The 13,944-nt window shown below is 64.0% G+C and carries 11 protein-coding genes; 3 read left to right on the top strand and 8 right to left on the bottom strand.

All coding sequences use genetic code 11. The features are described from left to right. Positions 1 to 74 precede the first annotated feature (74 nt). The 3 genes from clpB (at position 75) to J5J09_RS21450 (ending at position 3,436) form a co-directional block, all read left to right on the top strand. On the top strand, positions 75 to 2,678 hold the full coding sequence (gene clpB, locus J5J09_RS21460) for an ATP-dependent chaperone ClpB (RefSeq protein WP_208554262.1): 2,604 nt from the start codon (positions 75 to 77) through the stop codon (positions 2,676 to 2,678). Positions 2,679 to 2,856: 178 nt separating this feature from the next. After that, a complete protein-coding gene (locus J5J09_RS21455) occupies positions 2,857 to 3,135 on the top strand; it encodes a type II toxin-antitoxin system ParD family antitoxin (RefSeq protein ID WP_208554261.1) in 279 nt (92 codons plus the stop codon). Next, entirely contained in the window at positions 3,125 to 3,436 is a 312-nt protein-coding gene (locus J5J09_RS21450) for a type II toxin-antitoxin system RelE/ParE family toxin (RefSeq protein ID WP_208554260.1), read from the top strand. The genes J5J09_RS21455 and J5J09_RS21450 overlap by 11 nt, the downstream gene beginning before the upstream one ends. A gap of 139 nt (positions 3,437 to 3,575) precedes the next feature. Here the strand turns inward: J5J09_RS21450 and J5J09_RS21445 are convergent, their stop codons facing one another. The 8 genes from J5J09_RS21445 to J5J09_RS21410 form a co-directional block, all read right to left on the bottom strand. Beyond that, positions 3,576 to 4,418, bottom strand: coding sequence for an ATP-binding cassette domain-containing protein (locus tag J5J09_RS21445; RefSeq protein ID WP_208554259.1), 843 nt, complete (start codon positions 4,416 to 4,418; stop codon positions 3,576 to 3,578). Next, positions 4,415 to 5,254 carry an ABC transporter ATP-binding protein gene (locus tag J5J09_RS21440; protein WP_208554258.1) on the bottom strand — a complete coding sequence of 280 codons (840 nt, stop codon included), beginning with the start codon at positions 5,252 to 5,254 and terminating at the stop codon, positions 4,415 to 4,417. The genes J5J09_RS21445 and J5J09_RS21440 overlap by 4 nt, the downstream gene beginning before the upstream one ends. 4 nt (positions 5,255 to 5,258) lie before the next feature. Beyond that, a complete protein-coding gene (locus tag J5J09_RS21435) occupies positions 5,259 to 6,173 on the bottom strand; it encodes an ABC transporter permease subunit (RefSeq protein WP_208554257.1) in 915 nt (304 codons plus the stop codon). Beyond that, the gene (locus tag J5J09_RS21430; protein ID WP_208554256.1) at positions 6,170 to 7,177 is read right to left on the bottom strand and encodes an ABC transporter permease subunit; all 1,008 of its coding nucleotides are present in this window, start codon (positions 7,175 to 7,177) and stop codon (positions 6,170 to 6,172) included. Before J5J09_RS21430 ends, J5J09_RS21435 begins: the two co-directional genes overlap by 4 nt. A 71-nt stretch (positions 7,178 to 7,248) precedes the next feature. Then, complete coding sequence (locus J5J09_RS21425) at positions 7,249 to 8,853, bottom strand: ABC transporter substrate-binding protein (RefSeq protein ID WP_208554255.1); 1,605 nt, start codon at positions 8,851 to 8,853, stop codon at positions 7,249 to 7,251. 124 nt (positions 8,854 to 8,977) lie between these two features. After that, entirely contained in the window at positions 8,978 to 10,165 is a 1,188-nt protein-coding gene (locus J5J09_RS21420; protein ID WP_208554254.1) for a Xaa-Pro peptidase family protein, read from the bottom strand. Positions 10,166 to 10,385: 220 nt separating this feature from the next. Continuing rightward, positions 10,386 to 11,441 carry a DUF2218 domain-containing protein gene (locus J5J09_RS21415; RefSeq protein ID WP_208554253.1) on the bottom strand — a complete coding sequence of 352 codons (1,056 nt, stop codon included), beginning with the start codon at positions 11,439 to 11,441 and terminating at the stop codon, positions 10,386 to 10,388. Positions 11,442 to 11,528: 87 nt separating this feature from the next. Further along, positions 11,529 to 13,943, bottom strand: a complete 2,415-nt coding sequence (locus J5J09_RS21410; RefSeq protein WP_246746032.1) for a TonB-dependent siderophore receptor — start codon at positions 13,941 to 13,943, stop codon at positions 11,529 to 11,531. Position 13,944 lies beyond the last annotated feature (1 nt).

Genomic DNA, 13,944 nt, shown 5'->3' with positions numbered 1-13,944 from the left:
CGCCTCTTGAGGGGGCCTCATCTCAAGGCGCCGTCTCGTGCCGCTGAAGGGCGAGAGGGAAATGGAGACAGGCTATGAACATCGAGAAATATTCCGAGCGCGTGCGCGGCTTCCTGCAGTCGGCGCAGACCCATGCGCTTTCAGAGGGTCACCAGCAATTTACGCCCGAGCACGTTCTGAAGGTGCTGCTCGACGACGACCAGGGCATGGCGTCGTCACTGATCACACGCGCCGGCGGTGACCCGAAGGAGGCACGGCTTGCCAACGATGCCGCGCTTGCCAAGCTGCCGAAGGTTTCCGGCGGTAACGGACAGGTCTATCTGGCACAGCCGCTCGCCAAGGTGTTTTCCACCGCCGAAGACGCTGCCAAGAAGGCGGGCGACAGCTTCGTGACCGTCGAGCGCCTGCTGCTTGCACTCGCGATCGAAAGCTCGGCCTCGACTTCGGCGACGCTGAAGAAGGCCGGCGTGACCGCGCAGGGGCTCAACCAGGTGATCAACGAGGTGCGCAAGGGCCGCACTGCCGACAACGCCAATGCCGAACAGGGCTTCGACGCACTGAAGAAGTACGCGCGCGACCTGACGACCGAAGCCCGCGAAGGCCGGCTCGATCCTGTCATCGGCCGTGACGACGAAATCCGCCGGACGATCCAGGTGCTGTCGCGCCGGACCAAGAACAATCCCGTGCTGATCGGCGAACCCGGTGTCGGCAAGACGGCGATCGCCGAGGGCCTGGCGCTCCGTATCGTCAACGGCGACGTGCCGGAGAGCCTGAAGGACAAGAAGCTGATGGCGCTCGACATGGGGGCGCTGATCGCCGGCGCGAAATATCGCGGCGAATTCGAGGAGCGGCTGAAGGCCGTGCTCAACGAGGTGCAGGCCGAGAACGGCGAGGTGATCCTGTTCATCGACGAGATGCATACGCTGGTCGGCGCCGGCAAGGCTGACGGCGCGATGGATGCGTCGAACCTGCTGAAGCCGGCTCTCGCCCGCGGCGAGCTGCACTGCGTTGGTGCCACCACGCTCGACGAATACCGCAAGCATGTGGAGAAGGACGCGGCGCTTGCCCGTCGCTTCCAGCCTGTCATGGTGGACGAGCCGACGGTCGAGGACACGATCTCGATCCTGCGCGGCTTGAAGGAGAAGTATGAGCAACACCACAAGGTGCGGATCGCCGACAGCGCGATCGTCGCCGCTGCGACGCTTTCGAACCGCTACATCACCGACCGGTTCCTGCCTGACAAGGCGATCGACCTGATGGACGAGGCCGCTTCGCGGCTTCGTATGCAGGTGGATTCCAAGCCGGAGGAACTCGACGAACTCGATCGCCGGATCATCCAGCTGAAGATCGAGCGCGAGGCGCTGAAAAAGGAAACCGATGCGGCGTCGGCCGACCGGCTGGCCCGTCTCGAGAGCGAGCTCACCTCGCTGGAAGAGCAGGCCGATGCGCTGACGGCACGCTGGCAGGCGGAAAAGCAGAAGCTCGGCCTTGCCGCCGACCTCAAGAAGCAGCTCGACGAGGCGCGCAACGATCTTGCGATCGCGCAGCGGCAGGGCGAGTTCCAGCGGGCCGGCGAACTGGCCTATGGCGTGATCCCGAAGCTCGAGAAGGAGTTGGTCGAGGCCGAGGCACAGGATGCCTCCGGCGCCGGCAACATGGTGCAGGAGGTGGTGACACCCGATGGGATCGCGCATGTCGTTTCCCGCTGGACCGGCATTCCTGTTGACAAGATGCTGGAAGGCGAACGCGACAAGCTGCTCCGGATGGAAGACGAACTGGCGAAGACGGTGGTCGGCCAGGGTGACGCCGTGCAGGCGGTTTCCCGCGCCGTGCGCCGGTCGCGCGCAGGGCTCCAGGACCCGAACCGGCCGATCGGCTCGTTCATCTTCCTCGGCCCCACGGGCGTCGGCAAGACGGAGCTCACGAAGTCGCTGGCGCGCTTCCTGTTCGACGACGAAACGGCGATGGTGCGGCTCGACATGTCCGAATACATGGAGAAGCATTCGGTCGCCCGGCTGATCGGGGCGCCTCCCGGCTATGTCGGCTACGAGGAAGGCGGCGCGCTGACGGAATCCGTTCGCCGCAAGCCCTACCAGGTCGTGCTGTTCGACGAGATCGAGAAGGCGCATCCCGATGTGTTCAACGTGCTCCTGCAGGTGCTCGATGACGGGCGGCTGACGGACGGCCAGGGCCGCACGGTCGACTTCAAGAACACAATCGTCATCATGACCTCGAACCTCGGGGCCGAGTATCTGACCAACCTTCCCGAAGGGGCCGATACCGACCAGGTGCGCGATCAGGTGATGGATGTGGTCAAGGCGTCGTTCCGGCCGGAGTTCCTGAACCGCGTCGACGAGATCATCCTGTTCCACCGCCTGCAGCGGACGGAAATGGGCGCAATCGTCGATATCCAGATGCAGCGTCTGCTGGCGCTTCTGGCCGATCGCAAGGTCGTGCTCGAACTCAACGGCGATGCCCGGCAATGGCTGGCCGACAAGGGCTACGATCCGGTCTACGGCGCTCGCCCGCTGAAGCGGGTGATCCAGAAGTTCGTCCAGGACCCGCTGGCCGAGCAGATCCTCGGCGGCCACATTCCCGACGGTTCGACCGTCGCCGTGGATGCGGGTTCGGACCGGCTGCTGTTTCGCGTAAAGACCGCGGTCGATCAGGCGGCCTAAGCGTGGCGCCCGTTGAGAGGGCGTCCGTGATATGAAGGTGATCCGCCACGGGGCTTAGGAGGCTCCGTGGCGGATTTCTTTTGTGAAGCGACGGTGGTGGTTTTCATCGACAGGACGGATCGCCTTGTCGCGGGCGGGAATTGGTAGTAAAAATTGCTACCAATTGCGGGAGCTACACATGGCCAACGTCGAGAAGGTAAGTGTTTCGATGACATTGCAGCATGCCGAACTGCTGCGGGATGCGGTGGAGAGCGGTGCCTATGCCAGCGGCAGCGAGGTTGTTCGGGAGGCTCTTCGGGACTGGTCCCTTAAGTGGATGCAACGGCGGGCGGATATCGCCACGCTGAAAACCTTGTGGGAAGAGGGCAAGGCCAGCGGACCAGCCACTGAGGTGGACTTCGACGCGTTGCATGCGGAAGCGCGCGCCGAGTCGATGGCTGCCCGCGATGAGGACTAGGCTTCTCTGGACGCCTCGGGCTCGCGCCGACGTCAAGTCGATTTATATCAACATCAGCAAAGAGCAGCCGGCTGCCGCGGAGCGTTATCTTGAGCGCATTCGCCAGAAGGTCGGGCTGCTGGCGGATCATCCGCGCCTTGGTGAACGACATCCAGAGATTTTTCGTTCTGCCCGGATGCTGGTAGAGGCGCCTTACGTCGTCCTCTACGAAATCAATCCCGACAGCGATGATGGGCATGTGGATACGATCGTGATCGTTAGGGTCGTCGATGGTCGGCGCGATCTCTCCGCGATGTTCTGATCCGGCTATCTCTCAGCCGCTTCCCAATCCTCCCGCTTCACTTCAAACCAGTATGCCCCTATCCGCCTTTCCTTTGGAAGACTTGCGGTCGCAGGGCAGGGAGAGGCCGGTTGCCGTTGCCGGCAACCGGATTTTTATGTCAGGCCATGGCGGCGCGGGCGGCCTTGCGGCGTTCGACGCGGGCGCGGATCGCCTCGACGTCGGTGACCGGCGTCGCGGCGAAGAGCTGGCGGGTGTAGGGGTGCTTCGGGTCGGCGAAGAGTTCCTCGCGGGTTCCCTGTTCCACCGCCTCGCCCTTGGAGATCACCATGACGTCATCGGCGATGTAGCGGACGACCGAGAGGTCGTGGCTGACGAAGACGTAGGTGAGTTCGAACTCTTCCTGCAGGTCGGCGAGCAGGTTCAGGACCTGGGCCTGGACCGAGAGGTCGAGGGCCGAGACCGGCTCGTCGAGCACGAGCAGGGACGGGTTGAGCATCAGGGCGCGGGCGATCGCGATGCGCTGGCGCTGGCCGCCGGAGAACATGTGCGGATAGCGGTTGAAGTGCTCCGGACCCAGACCGACCTTGACCAGCATGGCTTCGGCCCGCTCGCGCCGTTCGGCGGCCGGGATCCTGGTGTTGATGACCAGCGGCTCCATCAGGACGTCGCCGACCTTCTGGCGCGGGTTCAAGCTGCCATAGGGGTTCTGGAAGACCATCTGCACCTTGGAGCGCATGTCGGGTCCGGGCCGCTTGCGGGCGATATCGACGGGCTGGCCGTCGATCTTCAGCTCGCCTGACGAGGCCGGGTCGATGAGCGCGATGATGCGGGCGAGCGTGGACTTGCCCGAGCCCGACTCGCCGACGATCGCGAGCGTCTTGCCGCGCTCGACGGCGAAGTCGACGCCCTTCAGCGCCTGCACGGTTTTGGCGCCGCCGAACAGTCCGCCGGGCACGTGGTAATCGCGTGTGATCGCCTTTCCTTCGACGACTGCTGTCATTGTGCATTCTCCTGAGCCATGAAGTCCGAGACGGTTGGCAAGCGGTCGCCGGTGGCATTCTCGGGGAGGGCCGATAGGAGGGCCCGCGTATACGGGTTCTTCGGGTTTTCGAAGAGGTCGAGCACGTCGGCTTCCTCCATCTTCTTGCCCTTGTACTGCACGACGACGCGGTCGGCTGTCTCGGCGACCACGCCCATGTCGTGGGTGATGAGGATCAGGCCCATGCCGTATTCCTCCTGAAGATCCATCAAGAGATCGAGGATCTGCTTCTGGATCGTCACGTCCAGAGCCGTCGTGGGCTCGTCGGCGATCAGAAGGCGCGGCTTGGAGGCGATCGCGATGGCGATCATCACCCGCTGGCACTGACCCCCCGACATCTGGTGCGGATAGGCGTCGATCTTCGTTTCGGGCTCGGGAATGCCGACGGCCTTGAAGAGCTCGATGGCGCGGGCGCGCGCCTGGCTCTTGGACATGCCAAGGTTGAGGCGCAGCACCTCCTCGATCTGGAAGCCGACCGTGAACGATGGGTTGAGCGAGGCGATCGGCTCCTGGAAGATCATGGTGATCTCCCGACCGATCAGCTTGCGCCGTTCCGGGGCCGACATGTTGAGCAGATCGCGCCCCTCGAAGGTCATCTCGTCGGCGGTGATCGTGGCGGTGTCGGGCAGGAGGCCCATGACGGCGAGCATCGACACGGATTTGCCCGAGCCGGACTCGCCGACGATCGCCAGCACTTCATGCTTGTCGACCGAGACGTCGATGCCATCGACGGCGGTGAAGGCGCCGGCGGCGGTGGCGAACTTGACGGTGAGGTTTCTGATTTTCAGCAGGCTCATGATGTCAGCTCCGCTTCAGCTTGGGATCGAGCGCGTCGCGCAGGCCGTCACCCATGAGGTTGATCGCCAGAACCGAGACGAGGATCGCAAGACCGGGGAAGGTCACGACCCACCAGGCGCGGAGGATGAACTCGCGGGCTTCGGCGAGCATGGTGCCCCACTCGGAGGCCGGGGGCTGGGCGCCCATGCCGAGGAAGCCGAGGGCGGCGGAATCGAGCACGGCCGAGGAGAAGGAGAGCGTCGCCTGGACGATCAGCGGTGCCAGACAGTTCGGCAGGATGGTCTTGAACATGAGCCTGAGATTGCCGGCACCTGCGACGCGGGCGGCGGTCACGTATTCGCGGCGCAGCTCGCTCATGACCGCAGCGCGCGTCAGGCGGGCGAAATGCGGCTGGTAGACGATGGCGATCGCGATCATCGCGTTGGTGAGGCCGGGTCCGAGGACGGCGACCAGCACGAGAGCCAGAAGCAGCGACGGGAACGCGAGGATGATGTCCATCACGCGCATGATGACGGTATCGACCCAGCCGCCGAAGAAGCCGGCGATCAGGCCGATGACAATGCCGCCGACAAGGGCGATCGAGACGACGACGATGCCGATGAACAGCGAATACTGGGCGCCGTAGATCAGGCGGGACAGCATGTCGCGACCGACGGCGTCGGTTCCGAGCAGGTAGGCGGAACTGCCGCCATCCTGCCAAAACGGCGGCAAGAGCAGCGCGTCGCGATACTGGACCGTCGGGTCATAGGGGGCGATCAGCGGCGCGAAGACGGCGGTCAGCACCAGAAGGATGAAGACGGCGAGGCCGAGAACGGCGCCACGATTCTGGCGGAAGTAGAACCAGAACTCGCTGATCATGCGGCGGCGGATCGCGGCGTTTGTCAGCCTCACGGCCGGGGTGTTGGTGACGTCGCTCATTTGTTGCGGATCCTCGGATTGATGAGGCCATAGGTGAGGTCGACCAGCAGGTTGACGATCATGACCAGCGCGGCGACCAGAAGCAGGCCGGACTGCACGACCGGATAGTCGCGGCGGGCGATGGAATCGATCATCCACTTGCCGATGCCGGGCCACGAGAAGATGGTTTCCGTCAGGATGGCGCCGGCCATCAAAACGCCGATCTGCAGGCCGATCGTGGTGACGACCGGGATCATGGCGTTACGCAGCGCATGCACGCCGATGACGCGGCTTGGCGGCATGCCTTTGGCACGGGCGGTGCGGACATAATCCTCGCCCATGACTTCCAGCATGGCCGAACGAGTCTGGCGGGCGATGACGGCAAGCGGGATGGTGGCGAGCACGATCGACGGCAGGATGAGGTGCGAGACAGCCGAGGCGAAGGCACCCTTCTGGCCGGAGAGCAGGCTGTCGATCAGCATGAAGCCGGTAACCTGCGGGAAGAAGAACATCAGCGAGATGCGGCCCGAGACCGGTGTCCATTGCAGGATGCCGGAGAATAGGATGATGAGCAGCAGGCCCCACCAGAAGATCGGCATCGAGAAGCCGACAAGGGCTGTCGTCATCGAGATCTGGTCGAACCAGCTGCCCCGCTTGATGGCGGCGATGACGCCGACCGGCACCCCGATCAGGGTGGCGATGATGATGGCGCAGAGGCCAAGTTCCACCGTTGCCGGGAACAGGGCCAGGAACTCGGTCATGACAGGCTTCTTGGTGACCAGCGAATTGCCGAGGTCGCCCTGGAGCAGCCGCCCGAGGAAATCGAAATATTGCAACACCACAGGCTGGTCGTAGCCGAGCTGGGCGGAGAGTTCCGCGTGGCGTTCCGGTGTGACGCCGCGTTCCCCGGCCATCAGCAGCACCGGATCGCCGGGCAGGATGCGCACGAAGGAGAATGCGATGATGGTGATCCCGAGGAAGGTGGGCACCAGATACAAAAGCTTGGAGAGGATGAAACGGATCATGCGCCTCTTTCCCTAAAAGACACGCGGGGCACAAGCCCCGCGTGTCCAAGTTGCCCCTAGAGGACGATCACTTATTCGGTGATGTCCACGGTTTCGAAGGTGAAGTCGCCGAGCGGGCTCATGACGAAGCCCGTGACGTTCTGGCGCATCGGCACGTACTGGGTCGAGTGCGCAATGGTAAGCCACGGAGCCTGGTCCTTGAAGATGACCTGGGCTTCTTCGTAGAGCTTGGTACGCTCGGCCGGATCGGACGTGACCTTGGCCTTCTGCAGCAGGTCCGAGAATTCCTCGTTGCACCAGAAGGCGCGGTTCGCACCGCCTTCGCCGGCCGAAGCGCAGCTCAGGAGAACGGAGAGGAAGTTGTCCGGGTCGCCGTTGTCGCCGGTCCAGCCGAGGATGACGGCGCCGTCACGGCCCGGTTCCATCGACTTGGCGAGGTATTCACCCCACTCGTAGGAGACGATCTCGGCCTTGACGCCCACCTTCGACAGGTCTTCCTGCATCAGTTCGGCGGTACGGCGGGCGTTCGGCATGTACGGACGCTGAACCGGCATAGCCCAGATCTTCATCGAGAGATCCTTGACGCCTGCTTCCTCGAGCATCTTCTTGGATGCTTCCGGATCGTAGGGATCGTCCTGGATGGACTCGTTGTACGACCACATGGTCGGCGGGATCGGGTTCTTGGCGGCTTCCGCGTGGCCCTGGAAGACGGCGTCGACGATGGCTTCCTTGTTGATCGCCATGTTGAGGGCCTTGCGGACCTTGACGTTGTCGAACGGAGCGACGGTCGTGTTGTAGGCGAGGTAACCGACGTTGAGGCCGGCCTGCTCGTCGAGCTTCAGGGTGGAATCGGCCTTTATCGCGTCGATGTCAGCCGGAGCCGGGTACGGCATCAGGTGGCATTCGCCGGCCTTCAGCTTCTGCAGGCGAACCGCTGCGTCCGGGGTGATTGCGAAGACCAGGTCGTCGATGAGCGGCGCGGTGCCCCAGTAGTCGGGGTTCTTCTGGTAGCGGATGACCGCGTCCTTCTGATAGGCGACGAACTTGAACGGACCGGTACCGATCGGCAGGTTGTTGAAGTCTTCCTTGGTTCCGGCAGCTTCGAGCGTATCGGCATATTCCTTGGAGACGATCGAGGCGAACGGCATCGCGATGTTGGCGAGGAACGGCGCTTCCGGCTGGTTCAGGACGAACTTGACGGTGTAGTCGTCAACCTTCTCGATCGACTTGATCAGCTTCGGCATGTCCATCGAGGTGTAGTACTCGTAGGTGATGCCGGCGATGTATTCGTGCCACGGGTTGCTGGTGTCGCCCTGGCGGCTGAAGCTGAAGATCACGTCGTCGGCGTTGAAATCACGCGTCGGGGTGAACTTCTCGTTCGAATGCCACTTTACGCCCTTGCGCAGGTGGAAGGTGTATTCGGTGCCGTCTTCCGAAACGTCCCAGCTTTCCGCCAGACCCGGTTCGGCTTCGGTCGTGCCCTTCTTGAACTCGGTCAGGCGGTTGTAGATCGGATGCGCGGAAGCGTCGAAGGTGCCGCCGGCGGTGTACGGCGACGGATCGAAGCCTTCGGGCGATGCCTCGGAGCAGTAGACGAAGGTCTTCGCCATGGTCGGCATGGCCGAAGCCATCATGATGGCGGTGGCCGCGAGCAGGCTGCGGGTCAGCAGTTTCATGTTATTGTCCTTTCCCTCTTCACTGAGTTTTGTCGGGTCCTTTTCCGGACCTCATCCTTCTTCGTCCCTTCAGCCGCCGACCGACGGCTCATGACGAGCTCGACGGTCATCGGCCACCAGCTCCTCACGAGGATCCTGGCGCGAAGAGCCGATCGAGGCTCGTTTCCGGCGGGCAAAACCATTTCGGTCCTTCCGCCGTCATGTAGGCGATGTCTTCCAGCCTCACGCCGCATTCTCCGTAAAGGCACAGCATGGGCTCCACGGAAAAGCACATTCCGGGCTCCAGCGGCGTGGCATTGCCGCCGACGATATAGGGTTCCTCGTGAATGTCGAGTCCGAGGCCGTGGCCGGTACGGTGGGGCAGGCCAGGGACGCGATGGCCGGGACCGAAGCCTGCCTCGACGAGCACGCGGCGGGCTGCCGCATCGACGTCCGTACAAGGCGCGCCGGGACGGGCGGCTGCGAAGGCGGCTGCCTGCGCGTCGCGCTCCAGGTTCCAGAGCTGGCGCTGCCTTTCGGTCGGCGCGCCGAAAACGTAGGTGCGGGTGATGTCCGAGCGGTAGCCGTGAAGGATGCCGCCGAGATCGACAAGCGCCATGTCTCCGTCGGAGAGCGTCTGCGGATAGGGGACGCCATGCGGATAGGCGGTCGCCTCGCCAAACTGGACGGCGACGAACAGCGGCTTCAGACCGAGCGCGATATGGGCGGCATTCACGAAATCCGCGACCTCGGTGGTGGCCATGCCGGGGCGGAGGCCGTCGTAAACCGCCTTCTGGACACGGTAGCTCGCATCCATGGCCGTCTGGATGATGGCGATTTCGGCGGCGCTCTTGATCTGGCGCTGGGCGACGATCATCGGCTGGGCAGAGACGACCGGACCGTCATGGCGCTGCATCAGGGCGGAGGCGAACACGAAGGGTGTGGCGGGATCGAGCGCCAGAGTTGCGCCGGGGCAATCGAGACGGGCGATGGCCGAGGCGATCAGCGCGAAGGCATCTTCGTCCTCCTCCCAGACTGCAACGTTGCCGGCGATACGCAGCATCGTGCGGAGCTTGGGCTCCTCGAAGGCGGGGCTGACATAAACGAGTTCGCCCTGCGCCGGCACGATGGCGCCATGGATGCGCTCGGACAGGCCGAGCGACAGGCCCGTGTAATAGGTCAGCGAGGAGGAGGCATCGAGCCAGACGGCCTTGACGCCGTCGCGCAGCATCCTCTCCTGCAGGCCGGATATCCGGGCCCGCAGTTCGGCGTCTTCGATGGCCGCAGCCGTCACCGGCCGGAAAAGCCCGAGGGCTTTCTGATAATCGGTCATGTTGTCTCTGGCCTGTCCGAAAACCCCTGCTGCGTCAGCGCTGGAGTGTTCCGTCGGCGTCGGTTTCTGTCGTAGCCATTGCATAGACATTGTGCAGGCCCCGCGCAATGGGGAATCCTGCGAGTTTTTCGTGCATAAGTTATTCGAGAGCATCATTTTGCGTTGGCAGCGCTACCAGCGCAAAAAATGTGACGTCTTGGGGCGCTTTCCGGGGTCCGTCTCAGGGCTGCCAGTACGCTGCGACGGACATGGCATGGCGATCGTGACCGCATGCCTTCAGGCTCTCGCGCACGATCCGGGCTTCGTTCTTGCCGCAGCCGACCCAGACGTAGGTTGCCTCTTCCAATCTGGCCATTTCCCTGGCAATTGCCTCGGGAAGCAGACCGGCTGCACCGGCGGGGCGGCCATCCCTGACAAGCCAGCGCAGGTCGACGCGGGCTTGCGAGGGCAAGGCCTGCCGTTCGCGGTCGTCCTCGATCTCGACCAGCGCTGTTATGGTTGTCTCGGGCGCGGCTTCGGCGGCGATGCGGGCGATGGCGGGAAGAGCGGTTTCATCGCCAGCGAGCAGCACGCGCCGCCCGGGAGGTAGGCCACCGCCGCCGGGGCCGAGGAGGGCAAGCCGGTCGCCCGGACGGGCGTCGCGGGCAAAGCGGCCGCCGGGGGCGTCGTGCTCGCCGTTGTGATGTTGCAGGAAGTCGACCGTCAGCTGCCGGCGATCCGGATCGACGGCGCGGATGGTGTAGACGCGCACGGCCAGCGCATCCTCACCCTCCGGCCATGCGATGCGGCCATCGGGACGCGGCGTGGGCCAGACGGGGGTGCGATCCTTCGGCGGAATGAGCAGGCGGACATGGAAGCCACCGCCGAGGAAGGGGGCGGGATCGGCGCATTCAAAGACGACGCGGCGCATGCGCGGTGTGATATCCGAAACCGAGACAACCGTGACTTCGTGCAGGTCCGGCAGCGCCTGCCTCTGGGTGGAATCCGACCAGGTCAGTTCCAGCGGTTCGTCTCCGGCGAACATGAAGAGATGTTCCGCCATGACCGTGCGGATGGCTTCGAGGAGCTGTGCGGTCGGGCAGGTTATCTCGATCAGCAGCCGGCCGTCGACGGCACGGGTTTCGACACGGCCGTACTCGCTCGACAACACGACGGTGGTTTCGCCCCGCTCGACCTCGGAGTGCTCGACGAAATGTTCGGCGATCTCGTCCAGCATGTGGGTGGTATCGGTCGGGATCGCGATGCCGGTGATCGTGAAGGTTTCGAGGGTCGTCATGATCTTTACCGGGGCCTTTGTTGCCTGAAAGCGGTAACGCTCCCCAAGGATTTCGGGGAGCGTTTTGTGTTCTTTTTCGACCCGGTGTTACCACGTGTAGCGAAGCGTCGCCTTCACCGCGCGGCGGTCGCCGTAGTAGGCCGTGTTGCTGAACGTATCGACATGGGAGATGTATTCCTTGTCGAAGATGTTCGTCGCGTTGATGGCGAGGGTGGCGCTATCGGTGACCTTGTAGCTGATCGCGGCGTCGACGAGAGTGCGCGACGAAAGATCGATCGTGTTGGCATTGTCGGCATAGGTGCTGCCGACATAGCGGGCGCCGAGGCCGAGGGTGAGATCGCCGAAGGTGCCGTTGCCCGGAATGGTGTAATCGAACCAGGCCGAGGCGATGTGTTCGGGCACGAGCTGGGGCCGGTTGCCGATGTTGGTGGCGGTGCTGTCGTCGGTGATCTCGGCGTTCCAGTAGGAATAGGCGAGCGTCAGGTTGACCTGGTCGGTCAGCGCCGCCTTGCCTTCCAGCTCGAGACCGCGAACGTTGACCTCGCCGACCTGTGTCGGCAGCGGGCCGGTCCACTGGGCGACATTGGTCTGTGTCAGGTCGAAGTAGGCAACCGAGAAGATCGCGTCAAATCCTTCCGGCTGATACTTGGCGCCGATCTCGTATTGCGTGCCTTCCTGCGGCTCGGGATTCGTCAGGTAGGTCGCGTAGATCGGGGCGACCGGCTGGAAGGATTCCGAATAGCTGGCGTAGACCGAGAGCTGGTCGGTCGCCTTGAAGGTGACCCCGACGCGACCGGTGAAGGCCTCATCGGTGCTTTCCATGGTGAAGCCGCCGCTTTCGCTGGTCTGCTCGACGAAATCGTAGCGGCCGCCGAGGGTGAGGATCCAGCGGTTGTCGAGGGTCAGCTCCTCCTGCGCATAGATGCCGGTGGTCTTCATGGTGCTGTCGGTGATCGTCGGGGCGGGCAGGAAGACGCAGGCGCGGCCGCAATAGACCGGGTCGGATGCATCGATGCCGGTGGCAGTGCCGTCAGCGCGGCTTTCGGTGGCGTCTTCCCAGGTGTAGTCGATGCCGAACAGGGTGCGGCTGTCGAAGCGGTCGAAGCTCGCATCGTATTGCAGCTGGTTGTCGATGGCGAACCGCTGGGATTCGCCGTAGACGGCGAGAGCGTTACGGTTGTCGGCCGGGTTGGTGGTGCCGCCGTAGACGGATTCGTAGGTGAGATCGAGATCGGTGTAGCGGGCGGTCTGGCGGACCTGCAGGCCGTTGCCGAAATCGTGCGAGAAATCATAGCCGATGTTCTTCTCGACGGTGTCGAAGCTGTCGAAATCGGGTTCGCCGAGATAGGTTTCGGAATCGATGCCGGAGCCGAAGGGCACGCCGTGGGAGGTGTTGCTGTCGCGCTTGTTGTAGTCGCCCATGATGGTGAGCGAGGTGGCGTCGTCGGGGCTCCAGGTCAGCGCCGGGGCGATGAAGACGCGGTCGTCCTCGCTGAAGTCAACGCCATTGCTGCCGTCCTGCCACTTACCGGTCAGGCGGTAGGTCCAGACACCCTCGTCGTCGATCGGGCCGCCGAAATCGGTCCCGGTCTCGATGTGGTCCTTGCCAAAGGTTGTGTAGACCTCGCCGAACTTCTCGTCCTGTGGGCGCTTCGTGATCGAATTCACAAGGCCGCCCGGGTTGTTCATGCCGAACAGGGTGGAGGTCGAGCCTTTCAGGACCTCGACGCGCTGCATGGCATAGGGCTCCATGCGGCTGCCGGTGAAGCTGTTGATGCGCAGCGGCAGGCCATCGCGATAGTTGCCGGTGCCGCCCTGGTAGAAGCCGCGCATGAGATAGAAGTCGTAGCGGTCGTCGGAGCCGTAGATGTCGGTCGACACGCCGGCGGTGTAGTTCAGCACCTCGTCGAGCTTGGCGGCGCCGCGCGTCGTCATCTCGGCCTGGGTGACGACCGAAACGGAGGCGGGCACGTCGACGAGCGGCGTGCCGGTCTTGCTGCCGGACTGTGAGCCGGTGGCGATTATGCCGGTGCCCGGCCCGATCATCGCGTTTGCGCCAGCGCCCTCGACGGTGATTGTTTCGAGAACCGTCGAGCCATCGGCAGCGGGTGCGGCCGCGGTGACCGTGGGATCGACGAGGGCAGCCTTGGTGGCGCCGGTGACCTGAACCGTGATGCCGGTGCCGGCAAGCAGGGTCTGGAGGGCCTCAGCCGGCGGCATCGCGCCGGTAACGGCGTTCGAGGTCTTGCCGGCGACGATCGGCGAGGAATAGCCGACCTCCCAGCCGGAGGCGCGGATGAAGGCGGCAATCGCCGACGAGAGCGGCTGGGCGGGAATCGAGAAGCTCACCGCCTGCTGGGCGAAAACGGGCATCGCCGGCAGGGTGAGCGCACCTGTCAGGACCGTGCTGGCGATGAGCCGCGTCAGAAGCCTGCCACCCTGTCTGCCCTGGCGTTCGCGCCGCGCTCTGCTGTCTCGAACCACACCACTTTCACGCCCCATC

It is taken from the genome of Ciceribacter sp. L1K22, from assembly GCF_017599385.1.
In the GTDB taxonomy this organism is placed as follows: domain Bacteria; phylum Pseudomonadota; class Alphaproteobacteria; order Rhizobiales; family Rhizobiaceae; genus Allorhizobium.
This window is presented reverse-complemented; position numbering and strand designations above follow the sequence as displayed.

Bases quoted from the DNA above. Each gene is read 5' to 3' on its own strand.
- J5J09_RS21425 (WP_208554255.1), bottom strand. From the start codon at position 8,853: ATGAAACTGCTGACCCGCAGCCTGCTCGCGGCCACCGCCATCATGATG.
- J5J09_RS21410 (WP_246746032.1), bottom strand. From the start codon at position 13,943: ATGGGGCGTGAAAGTGGTGTGGTTCGAGACAGCAGAGCGCGGCGCGAA.
- J5J09_RS21445 (WP_208554259.1), bottom strand. From the start codon at position 4,418: ATGACAGCAGTCGTCGAAGGAAAGGCGATCACACGCGATTACCACGTG.
- J5J09_RS21435 (WP_208554257.1), bottom strand. From the start codon at position 6,173: ATGAGCGACGTCACCAACACCCCGGCCGTGAGGCTGACAAACGCCGCG.
- J5J09_RS21420 (WP_208554254.1), bottom strand. From the start codon at position 10,165: ATGACCGATTATCAGAAAGCCCTCGGGCTTTTCCGGCCGGTGACGGCT.
- J5J09_RS21440 (WP_208554258.1), bottom strand. From the start codon at position 5,254: ATGAGCCTGCTGAAAATCAGAAACCTCACCGTCAAGTTCGCCACCGCC.
- J5J09_RS21415 (WP_208554253.1), bottom strand. From the start codon at position 11,441: ATGACGACCCTCGAAACCTTCACGATCACCGGCATCGCGATCCCGACC.
- clpB (WP_208554262.1), top strand. From the start codon at position 75: ATGAACATCGAGAAATATTCCGAGCGCGTGCGCGGCTTCCTGCAGTCG.
- J5J09_RS21450 (WP_208554260.1), top strand. From the start codon at position 3,125: ATGAGGACTAGGCTTCTCTGGACGCCTCGGGCTCGCGCCGACGTCAAG.
- J5J09_RS21455 (WP_208554261.1), top strand. From the start codon at position 2,857: ATGGCCAACGTCGAGAAGGTAAGTGTTTCGATGACATTGCAGCATGCC.
- J5J09_RS21430 (WP_208554256.1), bottom strand. From the start codon at position 7,177: ATGATCCGTTTCATCCTCTCCAAGCTTTTGTATCTGGTGCCCACCTTC.